The sequence below is a fragment of the Haemophilus paraphrohaemolyticus genome (assembly GCF_002015045.1).
GTDB lineage: Bacteria > Pseudomonadota > Gammaproteobacteria > Enterobacterales > Pasteurellaceae > Haemophilus_A > Haemophilus_A paraphrohaemolyticus.
The window spans coordinates 1-21910 of the sequence record NZ_MUXX01000002.1 but is presented as its reverse complement, the minus strand read 5'-3'; the positions used below and the strand labels follow the sequence as shown (position 1 = coordinate 21910).

The window sequence follows — 21910 nt, the reverse complement described above, 5'->3', positions numbered from 1 at the left end:
CTCTAATATTATGTATTATGAACGTTTTTCTCCTCTCAATAATTCAGCAATGCCCGCCACAGAGCCAATTAAATTCCCCGCTTCAAGTGGCATTAACACCACTTTGCTATTTTGTGAACCACCAATCTCTTTTAATGCTTCGGTGTATTTTTGTGCAATAAAATAGTTAATTGCTTTGGTATCACCATTGGCAATTGCATCTGAAACCATCTGTGTTGCTTTTGCCTCCGCTTCAGCTGCACGCTCACGGGCTTCGGCTTGTAAAAATGCTTCTTGACGCTCACCTTCCGCTTTCAAAATACGTGCCTGTTTTTCCCCTTCTGCACGTAAAATTTGAGCTTGGCGAATCCCTTCTGCCTCTAATACTTCTGCACGTTTATTTCGTTCCGCTTTCATTTGAGCATTCATTGAATCAATCAGCTCACGCGGTGGACGTACATCACGAATTTCAATACGAGTGACTTTTACGCCCCAAGGGTTGGTTGCTTCATCCACGATTGCGAGTAATCGGCTGTTAATTGAATCTCGTTGTGAGAGCATTTCATCCAATTCCATCGATCCTAAAACAGTACGAATATTGGTCATTGTTAAGTTGATAATAGCCTGCTCAAGGTGGTTTACTTCATATGCTGCACTGCGAGCATCAATCACTTGCACAAAACAAACCGCATCAATAGCAACATTCGCATTGTCTTTAGAAATGACTTCTTGCGAAGGAATATCCAATACCTGTTCCATCATATTGATTTTGCGACCAACACGATCAATAAACGGCAAGACTAAATTCAGTCCTGGCATTAAGGTGCGAGTGTAGCGACCAAAACGTTCAATCGTCCAGTTATAACCTTGAGGCACGGTTTTAATGGTGGAATATAAAATAACCACTACAAATACCACAAAAATTAAGGCGGCAAGCGTGAATCCATCTAACATTTTTTACTCCCTCTGATGATTGTTTAACCAAGAAAAGTCTAGCAAATTCGTTTTACTTTTTATAGTAGAATCTGCAGAAAATTCCCGTTACAATAACAACCAATGCCTTTACGGTTAAAATCGTAGAGGCATTTTCCTTTAGCGGTCAAAAAAGAGAAAAGATTTGCAAAATATTCTGCAAAATCGACCGCTTACTCATTTTCATCAAAATAATGGTGTTTTTTCCACAGTTTGCACTACGCAAACGTTTTCTTTTTTTGTAAAATAGGGCGACTATTGCCCGTAGAGGTTTTTATGGTTGATATTATTATCGTTGGTTTGATTGCTTTTTCTATTCTGATTAGCTTATGGCGTGGCTTTGTAAGTGAGGCATTATCACTGGCTGGCTGGGTATTGGCATTTTGGGTAGCAAGTAATTTTTATCCTTATTTGAGTGGTTACCTTACCCAAGTTAACTCTATTTACTTACAAAATTCAGAATATTTACGCAATGGCGTAGCAGCTACAGCACTTTTTGTGATTGTGTTGATTATTTGCGGTGTCATCAATGCGTTATTAAATAAAATTATTTCAACCACAGGCATTTTATCAACTACAGACCGTATTCTCGGTGGGGCGTTTGGTGCATTGCGTGGGATTTTAATTGTCTCCGTGGCACTTTTCTTCCTTGATACCTTCACATCGCTAAGCCAAAATGAGCTTTGGAAAGAGTCGCAACTCATTCCTCATTTTGACTTCATTGTGCAATGGTTCTTCGAGCAATTACAGGCAAATTCCAGTTTCTTAAATTCAACTAAATAGAGGTTACTTTCTTATGTGCGGCATTGTCGGGATTATTGGGGGATCGCCTGTAAACCAAGCGATTTATGATGGATTAACATTACTTCAACACCGTGGGCAAGATGCCGCAGGTATTGTCACTATTGATGAGGAAAACCGTTTCCGCTTACGTAAAGCTAATGGCTTGGTAAGCGAGGTTTTCCACCAAGAGCATATGTTACGCTTGCAAGGTAATGCAGGAATTGGGCATGTTCGCTACCCAACCGCGGGCAGTTCAAGCGTTTCAGAAGCACAACCATTCTATGTAAACTCACCGTTCGGTTTAACGCTCGTGCATAACGGCAACTTAACCAACAGTGCAGAATTAAAAGCGTTGCTTTTCACCGAGGCACGTCGTCACGTGAACACCAACTCTGATTCCGAAGCGTTATTAAATATCTTTGCGCACTATCTTGATCAATATCCAACATCACACCTTTTACCTGAAAACATTTTTGAAACCGTTCGCAAAACTAATCAGATCATCAAAGGTGCTTATGCGTGTATCGCAATGATCATCGGGCACGGTATGGTAGCTTTCCGCGATCCGTTCGGAATTAGACCGCTTGTATTGGGTAAACGTGTAGTAGACGGCAAAACTGAATATATGTTTGCTTCTGAAAGTGTGGCATTAGACATTGTTGGCTTTGAATTTGAACGTGATGTACTCCCAGGCGAAGCAATTTATATTACTTTCGATGGCGAACTTCATTCTCAAATTTGTGCAGATAACCCAACGCTCAATCCTTGTATTTTTGAATACGTTTACTTTGCTCGTCCAGATTCTGTGATTGATGGCGTTTCAGTTTACGCATCTCGTGTGCATATGGGGGAAATGTTGGGTGAAAAAATCAAACGAGAATGGGGCAGAATTGTGGATGAAATTGATGTGGTTATCCCTGTGCCTGAAACCTCAAACGACATTGCCGTGCGTATCGCCAACGTGCTTTACAAACCATATCGTCAAGGTTTTGTGAAAAACCGCTATGTAGCTCGCACCTTTATTATGCCGGGTCAAGCACAGCGTAAAAGCTCGGTTCGCCGTAAACTTAACGCAATCGTTGCAGAGTTTAAAGGCAAAAATGTATTATTAGTCGATGACTCTATCGTACGTGGCACAACCTCTGAACAGATTGTTGAAATGGCACGTGCAGCAGGAGCCAAAAAAGTCTATTTCGCATCGGCTGCACCAGAAATTCGTTATCCAAACGTATACGGCATTGATATGCCAACCAGCGAAGAGTTAGTCGCTTACCATCGTGATGTGGATCAAATCGCAGAAATGATCGGGGTAGATAAATTGATTTTCCAAGATTTATCTTCACTCTTTAAAGCGGTACAACTTGAAAATCCTACCATCAAAAACTTTGACGCTTCTGTCTTTACGGGCGAATACATCACAGGCGATGTGAACAAAGCCTATTTAGATGCTATTGCCAATGCTCGTAATGATAAAGCCAAAGCGAAAAATGCGGCTCAATCGGGTAATTTAGAAATTCACAATATCAGTGCAAGTGCATAATCAGTGAAAATCGGGTAAACTAAGAAAAAAGGGCGTTTTTATGCCCTTTCTCTTTAACTTGTAGGGAGTATGAATTTGAAAAATTCATGCACGTAACATACCCAACTTGGTGCATGAACTTTGTTCACACACACTACAAGGTAGAATTTAAGTCTATTTTCATAAGGAAAATAAAATGGCACTTTTACCTCTCAACGAAGCACTTTCCAATATGTTGGCACAACTGCCACAACCAACCGAAACTGAAAGACTTTCCTTAAACGACTGCACTAATCGTGTATTAGCCCAAGATATTATCTCGCCAATTAACGTCCCAAGTTTTGATAATTCCGCAATGGATGGATATGCGATCAAGTTTGCCGATTTAGAAACGTTTACCGATTTTAATATCGCAGGCAAATCCTTTGCGGGCAAGCCATTTGAGGGCGAAACTCAGGCGGGCGAATGTGTCCGCATTATGACGGGCTCAATGATTCCTACAGGCTGTGATGCGGTGATTATGCAAGAAGAAACCGAACAAGCGGGCGAAAATCAGATCCGTTTTACCAATGCAATTAAACTTGGGCAAAATATCCGTCGCGTGGGCGAGGATGTGGCAAAAGGTAATCTTGTGCTTGCTAAAGGTAGCCTATTAAACGTGGCGAGTTTGCCATTGTTAGCATCGCTTGGTATTGCGGAAGTTGAGGTATTTAAACGTACTAAAGTGGCGATTCTTTCGACAGGTGATGAGTTAGTGAGCGTCGGCAAATCGCTTGCTGCAGGGCAAATTTACGATACCAACCGTTTTGCGGTACGTTTAATGCTAGAGAAATTGAATTGCGAGATTTTAGATTTTGGCATTCAGCCTGATGATCCGCAAATTTTCGAAGAGGCTTTTATGAAAGCTCAACAAGCTGCAGATGTGTTAATTACCAGCGGTGGCGTGTCAGTCGGTGAGGCGGATTTCACCAAAGATGTGCTCGAGGAATTGGGTAAAATCGCTTTCTGGAAAATCGCAATAAAACCAGGTAAGCCATTCGCATTTGGCTTTTTAGGTAATGAAAACGAAAAACAAACCGTCTTCTTTGGCTTACCAGGCAACCCTGTTTCTGCGTTGGTGACTTTCTATCAATTAGTACAGCCTGCCTTAGCTCAACTTGCTGGTTTTAATGCAGACTATCTTGCAAATTTAATGCCAAAAATGACCGCTTGTGCGGCAACCAATTTGAAAAAAGCAGTAGGTCGCCAAGACTTCCAGCGCGGTTTTTATTTCATCAACGAACAAGGCGAATTGATGGTAAAACCAGTCGGGCAGCAAGGTTCGCATATTTTTAGTGCTTTCTATGAAAGTAATTGTTTTATCGTACTTGAAGCCGAGCGTGGGAATGTACAAGTGGGCGAAAAAGTGACCATTCAACCGTTTAATGGCTTATTGAAATAGTGGCGGTTAAATAATGGAATTAACCGATCACGAAATGTTGCGTTATAACCGCCAAATCAGCCTAAAAGCAGTGGATTTTGATGGACAAGAGAAACTGAAAGCCAGCCGCGTGCTGATTGTTGGTGCAGGTGGTTTAGGTTGTGCTGTAAGCCAATATTTAGCCAGTGCGGGAGTGGGTAAAATCATTTTGGTGGATTTCGATACCATCTCACTTTCCAATCTGCAACGCCAAATTCTTTACACTGATGCCGATATTGGCAAGCCCAAAGCGGAAGTAGCAAAGATGCGTTTGCAAGCGATTAACCCAAACATTGAGGTGCAAGCGGTCGTAAAAAAATGTGATGATGCGGAATTTGTCAAACTCATTCAGCAAGTAGATGTTGTTGTTGATTGCACTGATAATGTTGATGTGCGAAATCAACTCAATTCGCAATGTTTTGAACAAAAACGACCGCTTGTTTCAGGTTCTGCAATCCGCTTTGAAGGGCAGATTTCTGTGTTTACTTATGCCAAAAACGAAGCCTGCTACCAATGTTTAAGCCAGCTTTTTGGCAGCGATACGTTAAGCTGCGTGGAAGCAGGCGTGATTTCCCCCATTGTTGGGGTGATCGGCAGTTTGCAGGCATTGGAAACCATCAAGGTTTTACTCAATATTGGCAAAACCTTAGCGGGGAAATTGTTGATTATTGATGGCTTGCATTTTTCTGTGCGCGAGATGAATCTACCGAAAATGCCGAGTTGTCAGGTTTGCACAGCATCATGCTAGATGGCATAAAATCGCATAAATAAGGCTAATATTACTTATAATTTTATTTATGGAATAATCTATTTGACAGCTAAAACGTTTTAGCATAAAATGTACACCGTTTTGTTCCTCCTTAGTTCAGTCGGTAGAACGGTGGACTGTTAATCCATATGTCGCAGGTTCGAGTCCCGCAGGAGGAGCCAACTATTTTCCTTTAGTTTTGCTTTTGTTCTTGTTTTATTTGTCTCCTTTTGTAAAACAGTGATTCTTACCTCCAGAATTAGAACAAAAGATTTACCCTATAGCCCTTTTGCTATAGGGTTATTTTTTATCTTAAAATAAGTTCTATTATTACTCTAAATTACACTCTAATTGTCTTATATGCTCTAAAATTTATAATTCAAGCTCATAATAAAAGTTCTTCCACGTGCAAAGTTATAAAGCACGGTTTTATCTGAACCACCGTTACAAGCAGATGGATCTTTCGCACATTCGATAGAATTATTTAAACTTGAATAATAACGTTGCGAAGCCGCATCATTTCCAGCATCTAACGGATCAACATAACGTTTATCTAACAGATTTTGTACTTCCGCTTTAATAATCAAATCTTTGATTGGTTCATAGCTGACGTGTAAATCTAAAATAATCGGTTGTTTTTCAATCTCTTCCGTTTTTTTAACGGCATAGTAAGTTCTATCACCCGCGGTATTTAATTCAAAGTGAGAACCGTTGATATATTCTTCTTGAATGGTTGCACGTTTACTTTTTCCATAATAACGTGCTGCGATACCCAAGGTTAATTTTTTATCAAACCAGCGTGTGCCAAGCTCTAATCTGCCGTAGTCTTTCGGTAGCATTGAAACGCGAGATAAGCCATAACCTTGTTTCAAAATATCTTCTTTTGATGCATTATTCGGACGTGGGCTAGCATCGGCATAATTAGTTGGTTGATTCGTACGTTGATAAGCATAAGAGAAATTCGCAAAAAAACGTCCCATATCATAATTAAGCTCTAACTCGGCACCGCTTTTTTTCACGATAGGCTCATAATTTTGATGAGCGATGGTAAAGCGAAAACCATTCGTGTTTGCCCATGTAGGTACCGTACCATCTCTCCACCAAACACCGTAAACATTATGGATATAGTTTTTAATAAAGCTACGATAACCTACTAATTTTACGCCTAACACATCGTCTTGAGTGAATAGACCTTTTTTATAGGTGTTAAAGCCTAGTTGATAGGTGTCAGATTGTTCAGGTTTTAATGCTGTGTTTACCCCTGCATCAGACACTTGAGAGAAAAACATCTCTTGAATATTCGGCATTCTGTGTGTGCGTGAATAAGTAAAAAATGGCATAAAATAATCGCTCAGTTCTGCACTTAATGTAGCAGAATGATTGAATGCCTTTTTATGACCTGATTTATGCAAAATCGGTTCATTAATTTGATCCGCTGTATTTTCATATCCGACATACTCACCATTAAAGGCATAATGGGTAAAATTCACGCTGTAGTCTAAATGATAAATGCCTTTAGAAAGTGCGGTATCAAAATACACCGTTTTAAATTTCTGCTTACCTGAAGGTTGTAAAATCACTGAACGTTGTGGCAGTAAATTACGACTACCTTTAAATCGTCCTAAATTACTGTAGTTACCTTGATCATGTGAAGCATCATCATAAAACAAACTTAATTCTTCTGGAAAACGGTTTTTACTGTATTCATTAGTAAAATAGTTAAACCCTAATGTGGTTTTTAAATCGATTTCTTTTGGCAATAAGAAGGTATAGCTGTTATTTATATCAACAATATTTGCGACATTTTTGGTAATAAGTTTGTCTGCAACTTGCCAACCTGCAAAAAAGCCACCCTTAGGATAAATGGTTTTGCCAATGTTATGTGCAGCCATTAAATTAAGATCGAGATAGTTGTGATCATTAAAGTTATAATTGAATTGGTAATTACGGTTTTCAATTTTACGTGAACCAATTTTATTATCCAACGTGCGTAATTGTGCCCCTAGCGTATGGTGATCATCGCCATATTCAAATTTTAATAAATGGCTACGGGAGCGTGATTGCAAACTACCCGGCTCAATTGGTGCAACACTATATTGATCTTTATTGCGTTCAAATGAGTCATTTGTAGAATTTACTTCATCCTGTAATTCAGGTATTTCTTGAGGCTGAGTGCCATTTGCTAATTCTTTTAAAATTTTCTTTCTTGTTTCATTTTTATAGTTATCAAGTTGATAGCGAGATGTATTGTAACGTGGCTCATCTGGCGTCTCCTCTTCACTAATATAATCGTAATTTTCTTCTTGTCGTTCAATCCGAGTAATACAACCTGGTGTTCTTGTTTCGGTCACTCCAGTTAGCTCATCGGTTGTTGTAATTGGGGCTGTATTTCCATTAAATGTTGGATTGGGTGCGTTGCAAGACCAATGATTTTTATTTAAATCAGGTGCCCATTGCCCTGCAGGATTTAAAACATAACCCGCATTACGAAAATAAGCTTCTTTTTCTTTCTCTAGAATACCTTGCCCTAATGATGCTAATCGTTCTCCGCCACCAATACGATAATCTTGTGAAACTTCATGTTGGCTATAACCATACACCACACCTACATAGCCACCATTATCAAGCCATTTTCTGCCTGCAGCCATCGTCATAAAATTGGATTTAGTAGCATTACTTCCCGTCATTCCTTTCAGAATAATGCCAAATGGTTTGTCATCGGTAATGACATCATTAACGCCTAATGTTCTAAAATTAGCACTGCCCGCTAACGCATTTATACCGCTTGTTCCCGAAAAGTTACTTTTATTGACATCTACACCTGCAATAAAATTAGGATCGATTGCCGCACCAAATTGAGAACTTCCTCCTGATTGACCAGAATCTAAGGCTGTAGAATAGAAGGTCTGGGTTACACCATCAACCATAGTATTGACACGGCCTAATCCATTTTCGCCACGAATATTCACAGAAACGACACCAGAGCCTTTATCTTGTTGAGTAAATGCCCCAGGAATGCTCCGAATCACTTGGTCAATGGTTTGTGTTTCCTTAAAGACATTTTCACGCGTACTTTTGGCTTTGGCTTCAGTGAAGGGCTTCTTATCGTTACTCACTTCACTAGACTTTACCTGGATTTCATCTAGTACTAAATCTGCATAAGCAAATTGAGCTACCCCCAGTAATGATAATGTAATGATGTTGAGCGAAAATTTTTTGCTCATGCTTGTCTCCTTTTATTTTTTATGGTTATTTAATGAAAATGGCTCGCATTTTCTATCTAAAAAACACTATATTCAAATGGTTTTTACCTATCAATAGAAAATAAATTGCTAAATAAATGAAAGAGACAGAAAAATGGTAAATAAAAAAGCGGATAAAGTTAAATCCATTACTTTATCCGCATTACTTACTAGGTAAATGATATAAGATTAATTTTGATTATTTTGCACAACCACAAGTGTTTACTTTATCTTCAAAACGGCGAGCTGCTTCGTCCCAGTTTACTACGTTCCAGAAGGCTTTGATGTAGTCTGGACGACGGTTTTGGTAGTTTAAGTAGTAAGCGTGTTCCCAAACATCTAAACCTAAAATTGGGTAACCAGACACGCCAGCCACTGCTTTGCCCATTAACGGAGAATCTTGGTTTGCTGTTGAAACAACGGCTAATTTACCCTCTTCTAATACTAACCACGCCCAGCCTGAACCGAAACGAGTTGCTGCTGCTTGTTCAAATTGTGCTTGGAATGCTTCAACAGAACCGAAATCATGCTCAATTGCGTCTTTTAATGCACCTTGTAAAGTTGTGCCAGTTTTTAAACCTTTCCAGAATAACGTATGGTTCACGTGACCGCCCACATTGTTACGCACTGCAACACGTTTTTCTGCAGGAACTTGCTCAAGGTTTGAAATTAATTTACCTGGGCATTGTTCTAATAATTCTGGATATGCTTCTAATGCTGCATTTGCATTATTTACATAAGTTTGGTGATGCTTAGAATGGTGAATTTCCATTGTTCTTGCATCGAAATGTGGCTCTAATGCATCATATGCGTAGCCTAATTCTGGTAATGTGTATGCCATTATTATTATCCTCAAATAAAAATAGGTAAAACTTGAGTTAAAACTCGCTGTAAATTCTACCAAAAAATAGTCAGTTAATACACTTTAATTTGATCTATCGCAAATATTTGTAATATTTTTGCTAAAATATCACTGCTTACTTATATGCTTATTTTATGACGAGAATAACGGAGAAAAGAATGATCCAACAAACTTTATGCTTAATTAAACCAGATGCGACGAAACGCCATTTAATCGGTAAAATTTTATCGCATTTAGAAGAAGCTGGTTTAACCATTAAGGCATTGAAAAAAATCCAACTTACCCGTGAACAAGCGGAAGGTTTTTATGCAGAACATCAAGGGCGCGAATATTTTACTTCGCTCATTGATTTTATGATTTCAGCCCCTGTGGTTGCAGTGGTTCTGGAAGGTGAAAACGCAGTAGCAAATTATCGTGCTTTAATGGGAGCAACAAAACCAGAAGATCAAAAAGAAGGGACGCTTCGTAAAATGTACGCATTAAGTGGACGTGAAAATTCAGTGCACGGTTCTGATTCTGTTGAATCAGCAGAGCGTGAAATCGCTTATTTCTTTACACTAAATGAAATTGTGTAAAAGAAGATTGATTACAGAAAATCGACCGCTTGTGTTACTTTTGGTAAAATGCTCATAATGATTTTATGGATAAGGAGGCGAGATGACCGAACAAGTACGTTTAACGCAATTTAGTCACGGTGCAGGTTGAGGCTGTAAAATTTCGCCTAAGGTGTTAGGGACAATTTTACATAGCGAACTCGAAAAATTGATCGACCCAAATTTATTAGTTGGCAACGAAACCGCTGATGATGCAGCAGTTTACGACATTGGCAACGGTGTAGGCATTATCAGCACCACCGATTTCTTTATGCCAATTGTTGATGATCCATTTGATTTTGGACGAATTGCTGCAACTAATGCAATTAGTGATATTTTTGCGATGGGCGGTAAGCCGATTATGGCAATTGCGATTTTAGGCTTCCCTATCAACAAACTCCCTGCAGAAGTCGCGCAACAAATTGTAGAAGGCGGACGAGCAGCTTGTGCCACAGCGGGCATTGCTTTGGCAGGCGGACACTCCATCGATGCTCCCGAGCCAATTTTTGGTTTAGCCGTAACGGGCGTTATTCCAACTGAAAAAGTGAAACGCAATGCTTCAGCAACCGCAGGTTGTGAACTCTTCTTAACTAAACCACTTGGTATTGGTATTTTGACAACCGCAGAAAAACGGGGAATTTTGAAGCCAGAGCATCAACATTTAGCACGAGATGCGATGTGTCAAATGAACTTGATTGGTGCGGAATTCTCCAAATTGGATGAAGTGAAAGCGATGACGGATGTCACAGGTTTTGGCTTGCTGGGACATTTAAAAGAAGTGTGCGAGGGCTCAAATTTACGAGCGGAAGTTGATTTTGCTCATATTCAAACGCTTGATGGCGTGCAAGATTATATTGCGCAAGGCTCTGTACCGGGGGGAACAAACCGCAACTTTGAAAGCTACGGGCATTTGATTTCACCATTGACGGACGAGCAGAAAACGATTTTGTGTGATCCGCAAACTTCTGGTGGTTTATTAGTGGCGGTTGAGTCACAAGCGGTCGAAAAAATCCAACAAATTGCAAACGCAATGAATGTGCCACTTTTCCGAGTGGGGCGTTTGTTAGAAATGGATGAAAATAGACCGCTAATTGAAGTGTGTTAATATAGGCATATAGAGCAAAAAGGGAAAATAACGTAGTTATTCTCCCTTTTTTGTTTATATCGTGAACATTCGAATGGTGGATTAATGACGGAAATGTCTCATTCCTGTTAATACCATCGCCATATCGTGTTCATCGGCGGCATCAATCACTTCCTGATCACGCATTGAACCACCTGGGTGAATTACGCAAGTAATGCCCACTTTCGCTGCGGCATCAATACCATCACGGAATGGGAAGAAAGCATCTGATGCCATCACACACCCCGCCACTTGCAATCCTTCATCTTCGGCTTTAATGCCAGCAATTTTCGCAGAATACACACGGCTCATTTGGCCTGCACCAATACCGATGGTTTGTCCGTTTTTCGCATACACAATCGCATTCGATTTCACATATTTCGCGACTTTCCAGCAGAAGAGTAAGTCTTCAAGTTCTGCTTGGGTTGGTTGGCGTTTAGAAACCACTTTCAAATCTGCAAGCGATACTGAACCTTGATCCGCTTCTTGCACTAACAAGCCACCATTCACACGTTTGAAGTCTAAGCGTTTTTGTGCTTGGCTAAATTCGCCACATTCTAACACGCGAACATTTTTCTTTTTCGCTAGTGCTTCTTTCGCTTCAGCAGAAATGCTTGGTGCGATGATGACTTCTACAAATTGACGATCTGCAATGGTTTCTGCCGTTGTGCCATCTAACTCACGGTTGAAAGCGATAATGCCTCCGAACGCAGAAGTTGGGTCAGTTTGATAAGCGCGATCATAGGCCTCTAAAATGTTTTCGCCTAATGCCACCCCACACGGATTCGCGTGTTTCACTATTACACAAGCTGGCTGCTCAAACTCTTTTACGCATTCAAGTGCGGCATCGGTATCAGCAATGTTGTTGTAAGAAAGGGCTTTACCTTGTAATTGTTTTGCGGTTGAAACGGAAGCCTCTTTCACTTCATTTTCTACATAGAATGCGGCATTTTGGTGAGCATTTTCGCCATAACGCATCGTTTGTTTACGCACAAAATTGAGGTTTAGCGTACGCGGGAATTGACCACAAACTTGGGTTAAATCTTCTTCCTCTGCCCCTTGATAAGGTGGCACTTTTTGTCCGAAGTAGTTGGCAATCATACTGTCGTATTGCGCAGTGTGTTCAAAAGCCTTAATTGCAAGGTTAAAGCGAGTCGCTAAGGTCAGATTATTCTCGTTTTGATCCATTTCTGCTAAAATTGCATCGAAATCGCCATTATTTACCACAATCGCCACATCTTTGTGGTTTTTCGCTGCAGAACGCACCATTGTTGGACCGCCAATGTCGATATTTTCTACCGCATCTTCAAGGGTGCAATCTGGTTTTGCGACCGTTGCAGCGAACGGATAAAGATTCACCACTACCATATCAATGCACTCAATGCCGTGTTGGTTCATCACTTCATCATCGGTGCCGCGACGTCCTAAAATTCCACCGTGTACTTTCGGGTGAAGGGTTTTTACGCGCCCATCCATCATTTCAGGGAAACCTGTGTAGTCTGACACTTCCGTTACAGGCAAGCCTGCTTCAGCAAGTAATTTTGCTGTTCCGCCTGTTGAAAGCAATTTTACACCACGAGCCACCAGCCCTTGTGCAAATTCCACAATGCCTTTTTTATCAGACACACTTAATAACGCTTGTTGAATCGCCATTTTGAGTTCCCTTTAATATAGATTAAAATAAAAAAATCGGGCGAGATTATAACGCAAACGTTTGCTTTTTTCATTAGCAAGCGGTGTATTTCTACAAATTTTTTACAACGTGAAATTGTTAGGAGCAAAGTATGCAAATTATTCATAACGCAGAACAAGGCGAATTTAGTTATTTTGAAGGTGAAGTAAAAATGGGCAAATTACGCTATCGTTATATTCGTAATGATGTGATTGATGTATTTACTACAAAAGTGGATGAAGCCTTTCAAGGCAAGGGTATTGCAGGGAAACTCTATTCTGCCGTAATTGATTTTGCTAAACAAAATCAGCTTAAAATCAAGCCAAGTTGTAGCTATATTGATGTCAAAATGCAACGAAATGATCCTGATTTGATCGCTTAATTTCAGTAAAAATGGGCAGTTTAGTTTATCATTATTCCATTTTTGAATAAAAAAATAAGTAAGGTGAATTGACATAGCATTCTAGACATCTAAAATAACTGAAATATTTTAACAAGTGTGTGGATAGATTTATGATTGAGCTGAAAAATATCAGCAAACAGTTTGAGGTAAACGGCAAAAAAATTACCGCCCTTGACAATGTGAGCCTTGAAGTTCCGCAAGGCACAATTTACGGTGTAATTGGGGCTTCTGGCGCAGGGAAGAGCACGCTGATTCGTTGCGTGAATTTATTAGAACGCCCAACCATTGGGCAAGTGATTGTGGATGGGCAAGATTTAACTGCAATGTCGGATAAAGATCTGATTTTAGCTCGCCGCAACATTGCAATGATTTTCCAGCATTTTAATTTGCTTTCTTCGCAAACCGTATTTGAAAACGTGGCGTTGCCATTGCGTTTAAATAATACGCCGAAAGATCAAGTAGAGAAAAAAGTGAATGAATTGCTTGAATTAGTCGGTTTAACCGAGCGTAAAGATGTTTACCCAAGTAATTTATCTGGCGGTCAGAAACAGCGTGTGGCGATTGCACGTGCGTTGGCTTCTAACCCAAAAGTATTGCTTTGTGATGAGGCAACCAGTGCATTAGATCCTGCAACCACGCAATCTATCTTGCAGCTTTTAAAAGACATTAACAAACGTTTAGGCTTAACCATTTTGTTGATTACTCACGAAATGGAAGTGGTTAAACGCATTTGTGATCGTGTGGCGGTGATTGATAAAGGTGAGCTGATTGAAACGGGGTCAGTAAGTGAAATTTTCTCTAATCCGAAAACTACACTGGCTCAGAAATTTATTCAATCGACCTTCCATATTGAGCTTCCGCAAGAGTATATGGAACAACTTTCTGCTCAACCAAGCGCAGAGAAAAACAAACCGATTATTAAGTTTGAATTTACAGGGCGCTCGGTTGATGCACCATTGCTCTCGCACGCTTCAAAACGCTTCGGCATTGATTTTAGTATTTTGATGTCGCAAATTGATTATGCAGGTGGTGTAAAATTCGGCTTTGTGATTGCGGAGGTCACCGGCGAAGAAGATGCGATTTCAGAAGCAAGATTCTATTTAATTGATAATAATGTAAAAGTTGAGGTGCTAGGTTATGTGGAATGATTTTCTCAATGAGCTTACTCCGCAGATGTGGCAACTCGTGGCTTCATCAACGGTAGAAACCATTTATATGGGCTTTGTTGCAACATTGCTTTCTGTGGTAATTGGCTTGCCAATCGGTTTTTTTGCTTTCTTAACAGCTAAAGGCGAGATTTTAGAGAACCAACGTGCATACCAAATTTTAGATATTATTATCAATATCGGTCGTTCTGTGCCGTTTATTATTTTGTTAATTGTGCTGTTGCCTTTCACCCGTTTAATTGTCGGAACAACATTAGGCACAACGGCAGCAATCGTGCCATTAAGTGTGTCAGCTATTCCATTCTTTGCACGCTTAACCGCAAATGCCTTGCTTGAAATTCCTGCAGGTTTAACCGAAGCAGCAAAATCAATGGGAGCAACAAATTGGCAGGTAGTCACTCGTTTCTATTTGCCAGAATCTTTACCGATTTTAATTAACGGCATTACTTTAACCCTTGTGGCGTTAATTGGTTATTCGGCAATGGCTGGTGCTGTTGGCGGTGGTGGTTTAGGAAACCTTGCTATCAGCTACGGCGAACACCGTAATATGGTTTATGTGAAATGGATTGCAACAGTCATTATTGTGGCTATTGTGATGGTTTCTCAAAAACTAGGCGATCATTTGGCGAAGAAATATGATCATCGCTAAGATCAAGTTAAACACAACATCTCTTAGAGGTATTTTATGAACTTTAAAAAAGTATTAAGTGTTGCATTCGTTTCAGCATTAGCTTTAACCGCTTGTAACGAAGAGAAAAAAGCAGAAACTGCTCAAACTCCAGCAGCTCAACCTACTCAAAAAATCAAAGTAGGCGTAATGTCTGGCCCTGAACACACAGTGGCAGAAAAAGCGGCGCAAATCGCAAAAGAAAAATATGGTTTAGATGTGGAGTTCGTTTTATTTAACGACTACGCATTACCAAACACAGCGGTAAGTAAAGGTGATTTGGATGCCAATGCATTCCAACATAAACCGTATTTAGACAAAGATACGGCATCTAAAGGCTTAGATAATCTTGAAATTGTCGGTAATACGTTCGTGTATCCACTAGCAGGTTATTCTAAAAAAATTAAATCAGTAAGCGAGTTACAAGACGGTGCAGTGATTGCTGTACCAAACGACCCAAGTAATCTTGCACGTGCGTTAATCTTGTTAGAAAAACAAGGCTTAATCAAATTAAAAGACAATACCAACTTATTCTCAACAGCGATTGATATTGTTGAAAACCCAAAAAACTTGAAAATCCAAGAAGTTGATACATCAGTGGCAGCAAAAGCATTGGATGATGTGGATTTAGCGGTGGTAAATAACACTTATGCGGGTCAAGTTGGTTTAAGTGCGAATGATGGCGTGTTTGTAGAAGATAAAGATTCTCCATACGTAAACATCATTGTAGCGCGTAAAGATAACAAAGATAGCGACAAGGTGAAAAACTTTGTAAAAGCATACCAAACTGAAGAAGTGTTCCAAGAAGCACAAAAACACTTCAAAGATGGTGTAGTAAAAGGTTGGTAATTTTTTACTGATTAAAAATCGTAAAATCCCTATTGAAACTTTAATTCAATAGGGATTTTTATTATGCCTTTTTATCATTACATTACCGGATTTTGGCGTTTCCATAAAGATTCCTTAACATTTCTCCTATATTGGCTAATTATCTTTAAATTTTTATTTTGAGTTCAGCCTATGATGATGGAACAACGGCAGTATAATATCGTAAAAAAACCTCACCATCTTTCGAAGAGTGAGGTTTTTTATCCGAGTAAGAATTAACCCATACCGTATTTTTTTAATTTTTTGCGTAATGTGCCACGGTTAATGCCAAGCATAGTTGCAGCACGAGTTTGGTTACCGCGTGTATATTGCATCACCATATCAAGCATTGGATGCTCAACTTCAGATAATACTAATTCGTATAATTCTGTTGGATCTTCATTGTTTAATTGTGCTAAATAATTCTTTAATGCTGCTTTTACGTTATCGCGTAGTGGTTTTACTACTTGTTGAGCTTGTGCATTTAGCATCGTAACCGTTAATGGGTTGTTTACTGGTTGTTCAATCATTTCCTTTATCCACTTAATCTAAGAGATCTTCTACAAAATCTTCTAATGCATCGAGTTGCGCTTTCGCACTCTCTAACGCATTAAAAGCACGCTTAAAAGTTGAGTTTGGCATTAAATTTTCTACATACCAACTGACGTGTTTCCGAGCAATCCGATATCCTTTTTCTTCGCCATAAAACTGATGAAGATCTTGGATATGTCGCAACATAAGGCGACATTTTTCTTCCGTTGCTAAGGTAGTGTAATAACCATTCTCTAAAAAATCATTCACTTCCTTGAATATCCAAGGGCGACCATAAGCCCCTCTACCAATCATCACGGCATCTGCGCCTGTGTAATCGAGCACAAATTTCGCTTTCTCAGCGGAGGTAATATCCCCGTTGGCAATAATTGGAATGGAAACCGCATTTTTGACCGCTTTAATGCTCTCATATTCGGCTTCTCCGTTGAATAAACAACTTCGTGTGCGTCCATGAAGCGTTAAAGCCTGAATACCCGCTTGCTCTGCAATTTGGGCAATTTCTACGCAATTTCGATTCTCAAGATCCCAGCCTGTTCTAATTTTCAAGGTAACAGGCACATCTACAGCATTCACCACAGTCTGTAAAATATCAGCCACTAAATCGGGCTCACGCAAAAGGGCAGAGCCTGCCATTTTTTTGTTTACCTTTTTAGCGGGGCATCCCATATTGATATCAATAATTTCAGCACCATAGCCTACATTTACCTTTGCTGCTTCTGCCATTTCAATAGGATCAGCTCCTGCAATTTGTACGGCATTAATTCCAATTTCTTGGTGATGAGCTAAACGCAGTTTAGACTTTTCAGTATGCCATACATCAGGGTTAGTTGACATCATTTCAGAGAAGGTAAGCCCAGCACCAAGCTGGCTACATAAACGGCGAAATGGTTGGTCGGTAATACCCGCCATTGGTGCGAGGAAAATACGGTTTTTAAATTCATATTGTCCAATTCGCATCATTTCTCCGCATTCTTCTTAAAATATCAACGAAAAAAGATGCAATTCCATACTGCATCTTTTTATAATTTGCCTAATTGTTATGCAATGCAACAATCAAGGGGGCGTATCATACGCATTTTTTACACGTTTGAGAAGAGTGATTTTTAAACAATTTAATAAAAAATATGAAAAAATCTGCTTGATTTTTTTGTTTAAGCGATTTTTTCTTGTAAAAGCATGCCTTTTGTTCCATTCCAATGGATTTCAGCGATGACAGCGGGGTAAAAATGCACGCTTTGCTGATATTGTGTGAATGTTTGGACTAAATCAAACACCAGCGGTAAATGTGAAACGATAAGTACTTGCTTTGCCCCTTCTTCATTCAAAAATGCCAAATAATCTTGGATCAGAATAGGTGAGCCACTTGGCGTGATTTCATCCCATTCCTCAGTAATATTTGCAAAATGTTGGGAAAAACCAACCGCTTCCATGCCTTGTGTGAGTGCTGTAAGTGTTTGCTGAGCTCGAACATAAGGGCTTACTAAGATTTTATCGAACTGAATATTTCGCGGAATACATTGTTCACCCAACCATTTGCCTTGTAAAAACGCTGCATTTTTGCCCTTTTCTGTTAAGGTTCTTTCGCTATCGGTTGGCGCATCAAAGCCCGCTTCGCTATGGCGCATAATCCAGATGTTCATAAGCTGTTTCCTTTTTTTGTATTTCAAGAATTATATTTTAGGCGTATAATACCCGCCGTTTTGTATGGTTATTACTGTATCAAGAAAATTTTTTAAAATCTAACTTTCAATAATTGGAGTAATCAATGTCTCGAAAATTAAGAAGAACCAAAATTGTTACCACATTAGGTCCTGCAACTGACCGTGGTAATACTTTGGAAAAAATTATTGCAGCGGGTGCGAATATGATTCGTATGAACTTTTCTCATGGTGTTCCAGAAGATCACATTGAGCGTGCAAATAAAGTACGTGAAATTGCGGCTAAATTAGGGAAAACCGTGGCAATTTTAGGTGACTTACAAGGCCCTAAAATCCGCGTTTCTACGTTTAAAGATGGTAAAATCTTCTTAAACATCGGCGATAAATTCACTTTAGATGCAGATTTGCCACGTGGTGAAGGTCACCAAGATGCAGTAGGTTTAGACTATAAAAACTTACCAAACGATGTCGTACCAGGCGATATTCTTTTATTAGACGATGGTAACGTTCAATTAAAAGTATTAGAAGTTGAAGGCGTGAAAGTTCACACTGAAGTGACTGTTGGTGGGCCTTTATCAAACAACAAAGGGATCAATAAATTAGGTGGTGGCTTATCTGCACCAGCATTAACTGAAAAAGATAAAAACGACATCAAATTAGCAGCAAAAATTGGCGTAGATTACTTAGCAGTATCATTCCCTCAATCAAGTGCAGACTTAAACTATGCACGTCAATTAGCACAAGAAGCAGGCTTAGATGCGAAAATCGTGGCGAAAGTAGAACGTGCTGAAACTGTTGCAACAGAAGAAGCGATGGACGACATCATCTTAGGTGCAGACGTGATTATGGTGGCACGTGGTGACTTAGGTGTTGAAATTGGCGATGCAGCATTAGTTGGCGTGCAAAAACGTTTAATTCGTCGTTCACGTAAATTAAACCGCGTAGTGATTACGGCAACCCAAATGATGGAATCAATGATCAAAAAACCAATGCCAACTCGTGCAGAGGTAATGGACGTGGCAAATGCGGTATTAGATGGTACTGATGCAGTAATGCTTTCAGGCGAAACCGCAAATGGTGACTACCCGGTTGAAACCGTAAAATCTATGGCGGATGTATGTTTAGGTGCAGAATCTATGCCAAGCATCAACGTCTCTCGTCACCGTATGGAAGGTACATTTACACACGTTGATGAAGCAACTGCAATGTCTGCAATGTACACCGCAAACCACTTAGAAGGCGTTTCTGCGATTATCGCATTAACTCACTCAGGCGAAACCGCAAAATTAATGAGCCGTATCAGTTCAGGCTTACCTATTTTCGCATTATCACGTAACCCTCGTGCATTAAACCGTACGGCATTATATCGTGGTGTAACCCCAGTGTTCTACGATGAAGAGAGCCGCACTATTGATGGTGCGAAAAAAGCATTAGCATTATTAAAAGAGCAAGGCTACTTATTAGCAGGCGATTTAGTGTTATTAACGCATGGCGATGAGTTAAAAGAAGGCGGCACAAACACTTGCCGTATCTTAAAAGTGGAATAATACATCTATTATTTTCGGGCGGGGTTATACTCGCCCTTCATTTATCTTCTTTTTTTAGACAATTTACACTTAAATTGTTAGTGTTTTGTAAATTTACCCCCAAGATCCTATCCCTAATTTCTTTTCGTGTAATCTTATGTAAATTTGTTTCTTTATTAAGCAAAAAAAAGGTATTATTATGAGGGCTTGATATCTTACTTCTAAGATGATCAACTTCTACAGGCGTTTTTATTTAAAAGCACCATAATCTACATCTTATTCATAAGGAAACATGTAAATGAATAAAATATTTAAAGTTATTTGGAATCACGCAACTCAATCATGGACGGTTGTGTCTGAATTAAGTAAGGCTTATAAAAAACAAAGCTCAGTAAAACAAGTGGCTAAACTTTCAGTTCTAGCGGCTTCTTTCGTAACAGCAAGTGGTGTAATGGCGGCAGAGTCAGCAAAGCCAGTTATTACTGCATATGACCGCGGTGGCTTAGCAATTGGTACTGATCACGTAACAGATCAATCTTTAAACGGTGCAACTCAAACTCCAGGGGCAACAGTAACAGCGTATGATGGTATCGCAATGGGTAACGGCTCTCACGCTGGTGGTGAAAATGGTCAAGGTGGTAACGGTCATATTGCAATCGGTTTAATGGCGAAAGCAACTGGTAACGGTGCAAACATTAGTCAAGCAGCGGTTGCTTTAGGTTCATACTCTCGTGCATTAGGTGGATCTTCGACTGCATTAGGTCAACAAGCTTATGCAGGTATAGATACTAATCGTGGTTCCTACCAAAATAACGGTAACTTTACCACTGCTGTGGGTGCTGAGGCGAAAGCAATGGGGCAATCAACTACAGCTTTAGGTATGCAAGCACAAGCAACTTATGACCGTGCAACAGCATTAGGTCGTTCTGCTCAAGCAACAAGTAACCATGCTACTGCTGTAGGTACTTCTGCGGCAGCAAGTAAACAAGCAACAGTTGCATTAGGTACTTTCTCTAAAGCAGATGCTGATTTTGCAATCGCAATTGGTGGAGCAACAACAAGCAACCCAAATCGTGCTGGTCAGTACCAAGCCGCTAAAGCATCAGGTAACAGCAGTATCTCAATTGGTATTATTACGGAAACAACGGGTAGCAATGCAATTGCAATCGGTCGTGAAAGTGCGGCTAAATCAAATCATTCTGTTGCAATTGGTTACAAAGCATCATCAACAAACAGCCAATATGCAACGGCAATCGGTTCTGAATCTGCGGCAAGTGCTCAATTTGCTTTCGCAGCTGGTCCTAAATCAATCGCGAATATCCAAGACGGCGTAGCTTTAGGTTCTGACTCTAAAACAACTGTTAATAAAGGCGTTAGTGGTTTCAACCAGAACACAACTACTCGTAACGAGCGTTCAGTATTAAATAAATACGCTTCGTTAACAGACAAAACGTTAACTTCAACGAAAGCTGGTGTTTCTGTAGGTAGCGAAACTCATACTCGTCAAATCAACAACTTGGCAGCAGGTACTGTAGATACTGACGCAGTAAACGTAGCACAATTAAAATCTGTTAACTTACAAATTGCAGGCGATGAAACTGCAAATAATGGTGCAGATGTGCGCTTATGGGATCAGGGGTTAACTGTTAAAGGTGAAGATGGTGGTGTTATCTCAACAAAAGCAGATAACAATACTATTACTATTAAAGTGAACACAGGTTCAATCAAACCTGCAGAAGAAAGCGGTAATAATAAAGGTAAAGTAACCGTAGCTGATGCAGATAAGAACAAAGTAGCGACAGTTGAGAACGTAGCGAACGCAATCAACAGCGCGAAATGGTTTGCGAAAGCGAATAACCTAGAAGAAACAATGACAGACCGTACAGAGAAAGGTGCAAAATCAGAAGCGATTGGCGCTGGTGATGAAATTACTTTCGAAGCGGACAAAAACTTAGCGGTAAAACGTAATGGTAAGACATTCACTTACGGTTTAGCGAAAGACATCGAAGTTGATAGCGTAACAGCGAAAAACAAGGTAACTCTTGGTGAAGGCGATAAAGCGGTACAATTATCTGCGGATACGGGTGCATTAAAAGTAGGAGATAAAGACGGTAATGCA

19 protein-coding genes and 1 tRNA gene are annotated in these 21910 nt (G+C 39.8%); 13 read left to right on the top strand and 7 right to left on the bottom strand.

The window, feature by feature from the left end; genetic code table 11:
- Positions 1-15: 15 nt before the first annotated feature.
- The gene (locus B0184_RS00495) at positions 16-933 is read right to left on the bottom strand and encodes an SPFH domain-containing protein (protein ID WP_005708457.1); all 918 of its coding nucleotides are present in this window, start codon (positions 931-933) and stop codon (positions 16-18) included.
- 294 nt (positions 934-1227) lie between these two features.
- On the opposite strand from B0184_RS00495, the gene B0184_RS00490 reads away from it, so the two are divergent.
- From B0184_RS00490 to B0184_RS00470, 5 genes are all read left to right on the top strand, one after another.
- Complete coding sequence (locus B0184_RS00490) at positions 1228-1734, top strand: CvpA family protein (protein WP_005708601.1); 507 nt, start codon at positions 1228-1230, stop codon at positions 1732-1734.
- Between the two features lie 13 nt (positions 1735-1747).
- On the top strand, positions 1748-3274 hold the full coding sequence (gene purF, locus B0184_RS00485) for an amidophosphoribosyltransferase (protein WP_005708474.1): 1527 nt from the start codon (positions 1748-1750) through the stop codon (positions 3272-3274).
- A gap of 175 nt (positions 3275-3449) precedes the next feature.
- Positions 3450-4694 (top strand): molybdopterin molybdotransferase MoeA, encoded by a 1245-nt coding sequence (moeA, locus tag B0184_RS00480; RefSeq protein WP_005708607.1) that lies wholly within the window; start codon positions 3450-3452, stop codon positions 4692-4694.
- A gap of 13 nt (positions 4695-4707) precedes the next feature.
- On the top strand, positions 4708-5460 hold the full coding sequence (moeB, locus tag B0184_RS00475) for a molybdopterin-synthase adenylyltransferase MoeB (protein ID WP_005708612.1): 753 nt from the start codon (positions 4708-4710) through the stop codon (positions 5458-5460).
- Between the two features lie 106 nt (positions 5461-5566).
- Positions 5567-5642 (top strand) — tRNA-Asn (locus B0184_RS00470).
- 183 nt (positions 5643-5825) lie between these two features.
- On the opposite strand, the gene B0184_RS00465 is transcribed toward B0184_RS00470, so the two are convergent.
- Positions 5826-8684 carry a TonB-dependent receptor domain-containing protein gene (locus tag B0184_RS00465; protein WP_005708438.1) on the bottom strand — a complete coding sequence of 953 codons (2859 nt, stop codon included), beginning with the start codon at positions 8682-8684 and terminating at the stop codon, positions 5826-5828.
- Between the two features lie 217 nt (positions 8685-8901).
- The gene (gene sodA / locus B0184_RS00460) at positions 8902-9543 is read right to left on the bottom strand and encodes a superoxide dismutase [Mn] (protein ID WP_005708524.1); all 642 of its coding nucleotides are present in this window, start codon (positions 9541-9543) and stop codon (positions 8902-8904) included.
- 179 nt (positions 9544-9722) lie between these two features.
- On the opposite strand from sodA, the gene ndk reads away from it, so the two are divergent.
- Positions 9723-10139 carry a nucleoside-diphosphate kinase gene (gene ndk / locus B0184_RS00455; protein ID WP_005708538.1) on the top strand — a complete coding sequence of 139 codons (417 nt, stop codon included), beginning with the start codon at positions 9723-9725 and terminating at the stop codon, positions 10137-10139.
- An 82-nt stretch (positions 10140-10221) separates the two neighbouring features.
- Positions 10222-11262 carry a selenide, water dikinase SelD gene (selD, locus tag B0184_RS00450; protein WP_078177596.1) on the top strand — a complete coding sequence of 347 codons (1041 nt, stop codon included), beginning with the start codon at positions 10222-10224 and terminating at the stop codon, positions 11260-11262.
- A gap of 81 nt (positions 11263-11343) precedes the next feature.
- Here selD and purH read toward each other — a convergent pair whose 3' ends face one another.
- The gene (gene purH, locus B0184_RS00445) at positions 11344-12933 is read right to left on the bottom strand and encodes a bifunctional phosphoribosylaminoimidazolecarboxamide formyltransferase/IMP cyclohydrolase (protein ID WP_005708533.1); all 1590 of its coding nucleotides are present in this window, start codon (positions 12931-12933) and stop codon (positions 11344-11346) included.
- A 131-nt stretch (positions 12934-13064) separates the two neighbouring features.
- Here purH and B0184_RS00440 point away from each other — a divergent pair, with 131 nt between their 5' ends.
- The 4 genes from B0184_RS00440 (at position 13065) to B0184_RS00425 (ending at position 16037) form a co-directional block, all read left to right on the top strand.
- On the top strand, positions 13065-13334 hold the full coding sequence (locus B0184_RS00440) for a GNAT family N-acetyltransferase (protein WP_005708420.1): 270 nt from the start codon (positions 13065-13067) through the stop codon (positions 13332-13334).
- A 131-nt stretch (positions 13335-13465) separates the two neighbouring features.
- Entirely contained in the window at positions 13466-14503 is a 1038-nt protein-coding gene (gene metN / locus B0184_RS00435) for a methionine ABC transporter ATP-binding protein MetN (RefSeq protein WP_005708526.1), read from the top strand.
- A complete protein-coding gene (locus B0184_RS00430) occupies positions 14493-15170 on the top strand; it encodes a methionine ABC transporter permease (protein WP_005708492.1) in 678 nt (225 codons plus the stop codon). The genes metN and B0184_RS00430 overlap by 11 nt, the downstream gene beginning before the upstream one ends.
- A 36-nt stretch (positions 15171-15206) precedes the next feature.
- Complete coding sequence (locus B0184_RS00425) at positions 15207-16037, top strand: MetQ/NlpA family lipoprotein (protein ID WP_005708552.1); 831 nt, start codon at positions 15207-15209, stop codon at positions 16035-16037.
- A gap of 254 nt (positions 16038-16291) precedes the next feature.
- Here the strand turns inward: B0184_RS00425 and fis are convergent, their stop codons facing one another.
- From fis to sixA, 3 genes are all read right to left on the bottom strand, one after another.
- Positions 16292-16585 (bottom strand): DNA-binding transcriptional regulator Fis, encoded by a 294-nt coding sequence (gene fis / locus B0184_RS00420; protein WP_005705819.1) that lies wholly within the window; start codon positions 16583-16585, stop codon positions 16292-16294.
- Positions 16586-16598: 13 nt separating this feature from the next.
- A complete protein-coding gene (gene dusB, locus B0184_RS00415) occupies positions 16599-17564 on the bottom strand; it encodes a tRNA dihydrouridine synthase DusB (RefSeq protein WP_005708608.1) in 966 nt (321 codons plus the stop codon).
- A 194-nt stretch (positions 17565-17758) separates the two neighbouring features.
- On the bottom strand, positions 17759-18247 hold the full coding sequence (gene sixA, locus B0184_RS00410) for a phosphohistidine phosphatase SixA (RefSeq protein WP_005708586.1): 489 nt from the start codon (positions 18245-18247) through the stop codon (positions 17759-17761).
- 125 nt (positions 18248-18372) lie between these two features.
- On the opposite strand from sixA, the gene pyk reads away from it, so the two are divergent.
- A complete protein-coding gene (gene pyk, locus B0184_RS00405) occupies positions 18373-19812 on the top strand; it encodes a pyruvate kinase (RefSeq protein ID WP_005708484.1) in 1440 nt (479 codons plus the stop codon).
- Between the two features lie 277 nt (positions 19813-20089).
- On the top strand, positions 20090-21910 hold a 1821-nt coding region (locus tag B0184_RS00400), incomplete at its 3' end, for an ESPR-type extended signal peptide-containing protein (protein WP_279625840.1).

What these genes read in the sequence shown, in the direction of transcription:
- B0184_RS00425 (WP_005708552.1), top strand. Translation starts at nt 15,207, where the DNA reads ATGAACTTTAAAAAAGTATTAAGTGTTGCATTCGTTTCAGCATTAGCT.
- sixA (WP_005708586.1), bottom strand. Translation starts at nt 18,247, where the DNA reads ATGAACATCTGGATTATGCGCCATAGCGAAGCGGGCTTTGATGCGCCA.
- pyk (WP_005708484.1), top strand. Translation starts at nt 18,373, where the DNA reads ATGTCTCGAAAATTAAGAAGAACCAAAATTGTTACCACATTAGGTCCT.
- moeB (WP_005708612.1), top strand. Translation starts at nt 4,708, where the DNA reads ATGGAATTAACCGATCACGAAATGTTGCGTTATAACCGCCAAATCAGC.
- fis (WP_005705819.1), bottom strand. Translation starts at nt 16,585, where the DNA reads ATGATTGAACAACCAGTAAACAACCCATTAACGGTTACGATGCTAAAT.
- sodA (WP_005708524.1), bottom strand. Translation starts at nt 9,543, where the DNA reads ATGGCATACACATTACCAGAATTAGGCTACGCATATGATGCATTAGAG.
- B0184_RS00440 (WP_005708420.1), top strand. Translation starts at nt 13,065, where the DNA reads ATGCAAATTATTCATAACGCAGAACAAGGCGAATTTAGTTATTTTGAA.
- metN (WP_005708526.1), top strand. Translation starts at nt 13,466, where the DNA reads ATGATTGAGCTGAAAAATATCAGCAAACAGTTTGAGGTAAACGGCAAA.
- B0184_RS00495 (WP_005708457.1), bottom strand. Translation starts at nt 933, where the DNA reads ATGTTAGATGGATTCACGCTTGCCGCCTTAATTTTTGTGGTATTTGTA.
- dusB (WP_005708608.1), bottom strand. Translation starts at nt 17,564, where the DNA reads ATGCGAATTGGACAATATGAATTTAAAAACCGTATTTTCCTCGCACCA.
- purF (WP_005708474.1), top strand. Translation starts at nt 1,748, where the DNA reads ATGTGCGGCATTGTCGGGATTATTGGGGGATCGCCTGTAAACCAAGCG.
- ndk (WP_005708538.1), top strand. Translation starts at nt 9,723, where the DNA reads ATGATCCAACAAACTTTATGCTTAATTAAACCAGATGCGACGAAACGC.
- B0184_RS00430 (WP_005708492.1), top strand. Translation starts at nt 14,493, where the DNA reads ATGTGGAATGATTTTCTCAATGAGCTTACTCCGCAGATGTGGCAACTC.
- purH (WP_005708533.1), bottom strand. Translation starts at nt 12,933, where the DNA reads ATGGCGATTCAACAAGCGTTATTAAGTGTGTCTGATAAAAAAGGCATT.
- moeA (WP_005708607.1), top strand. Translation starts at nt 3,450, where the DNA reads ATGGCACTTTTACCTCTCAACGAAGCACTTTCCAATATGTTGGCACAA.
- B0184_RS00490 (WP_005708601.1), top strand. Translation starts at nt 1,228, where the DNA reads ATGGTTGATATTATTATCGTTGGTTTGATTGCTTTTTCTATTCTGATT.
- B0184_RS00465 (WP_005708438.1), bottom strand. Translation starts at nt 8,684, where the DNA reads ATGAGCAAAAAATTTTCGCTCAACATCATTACATTATCATTACTGGGG.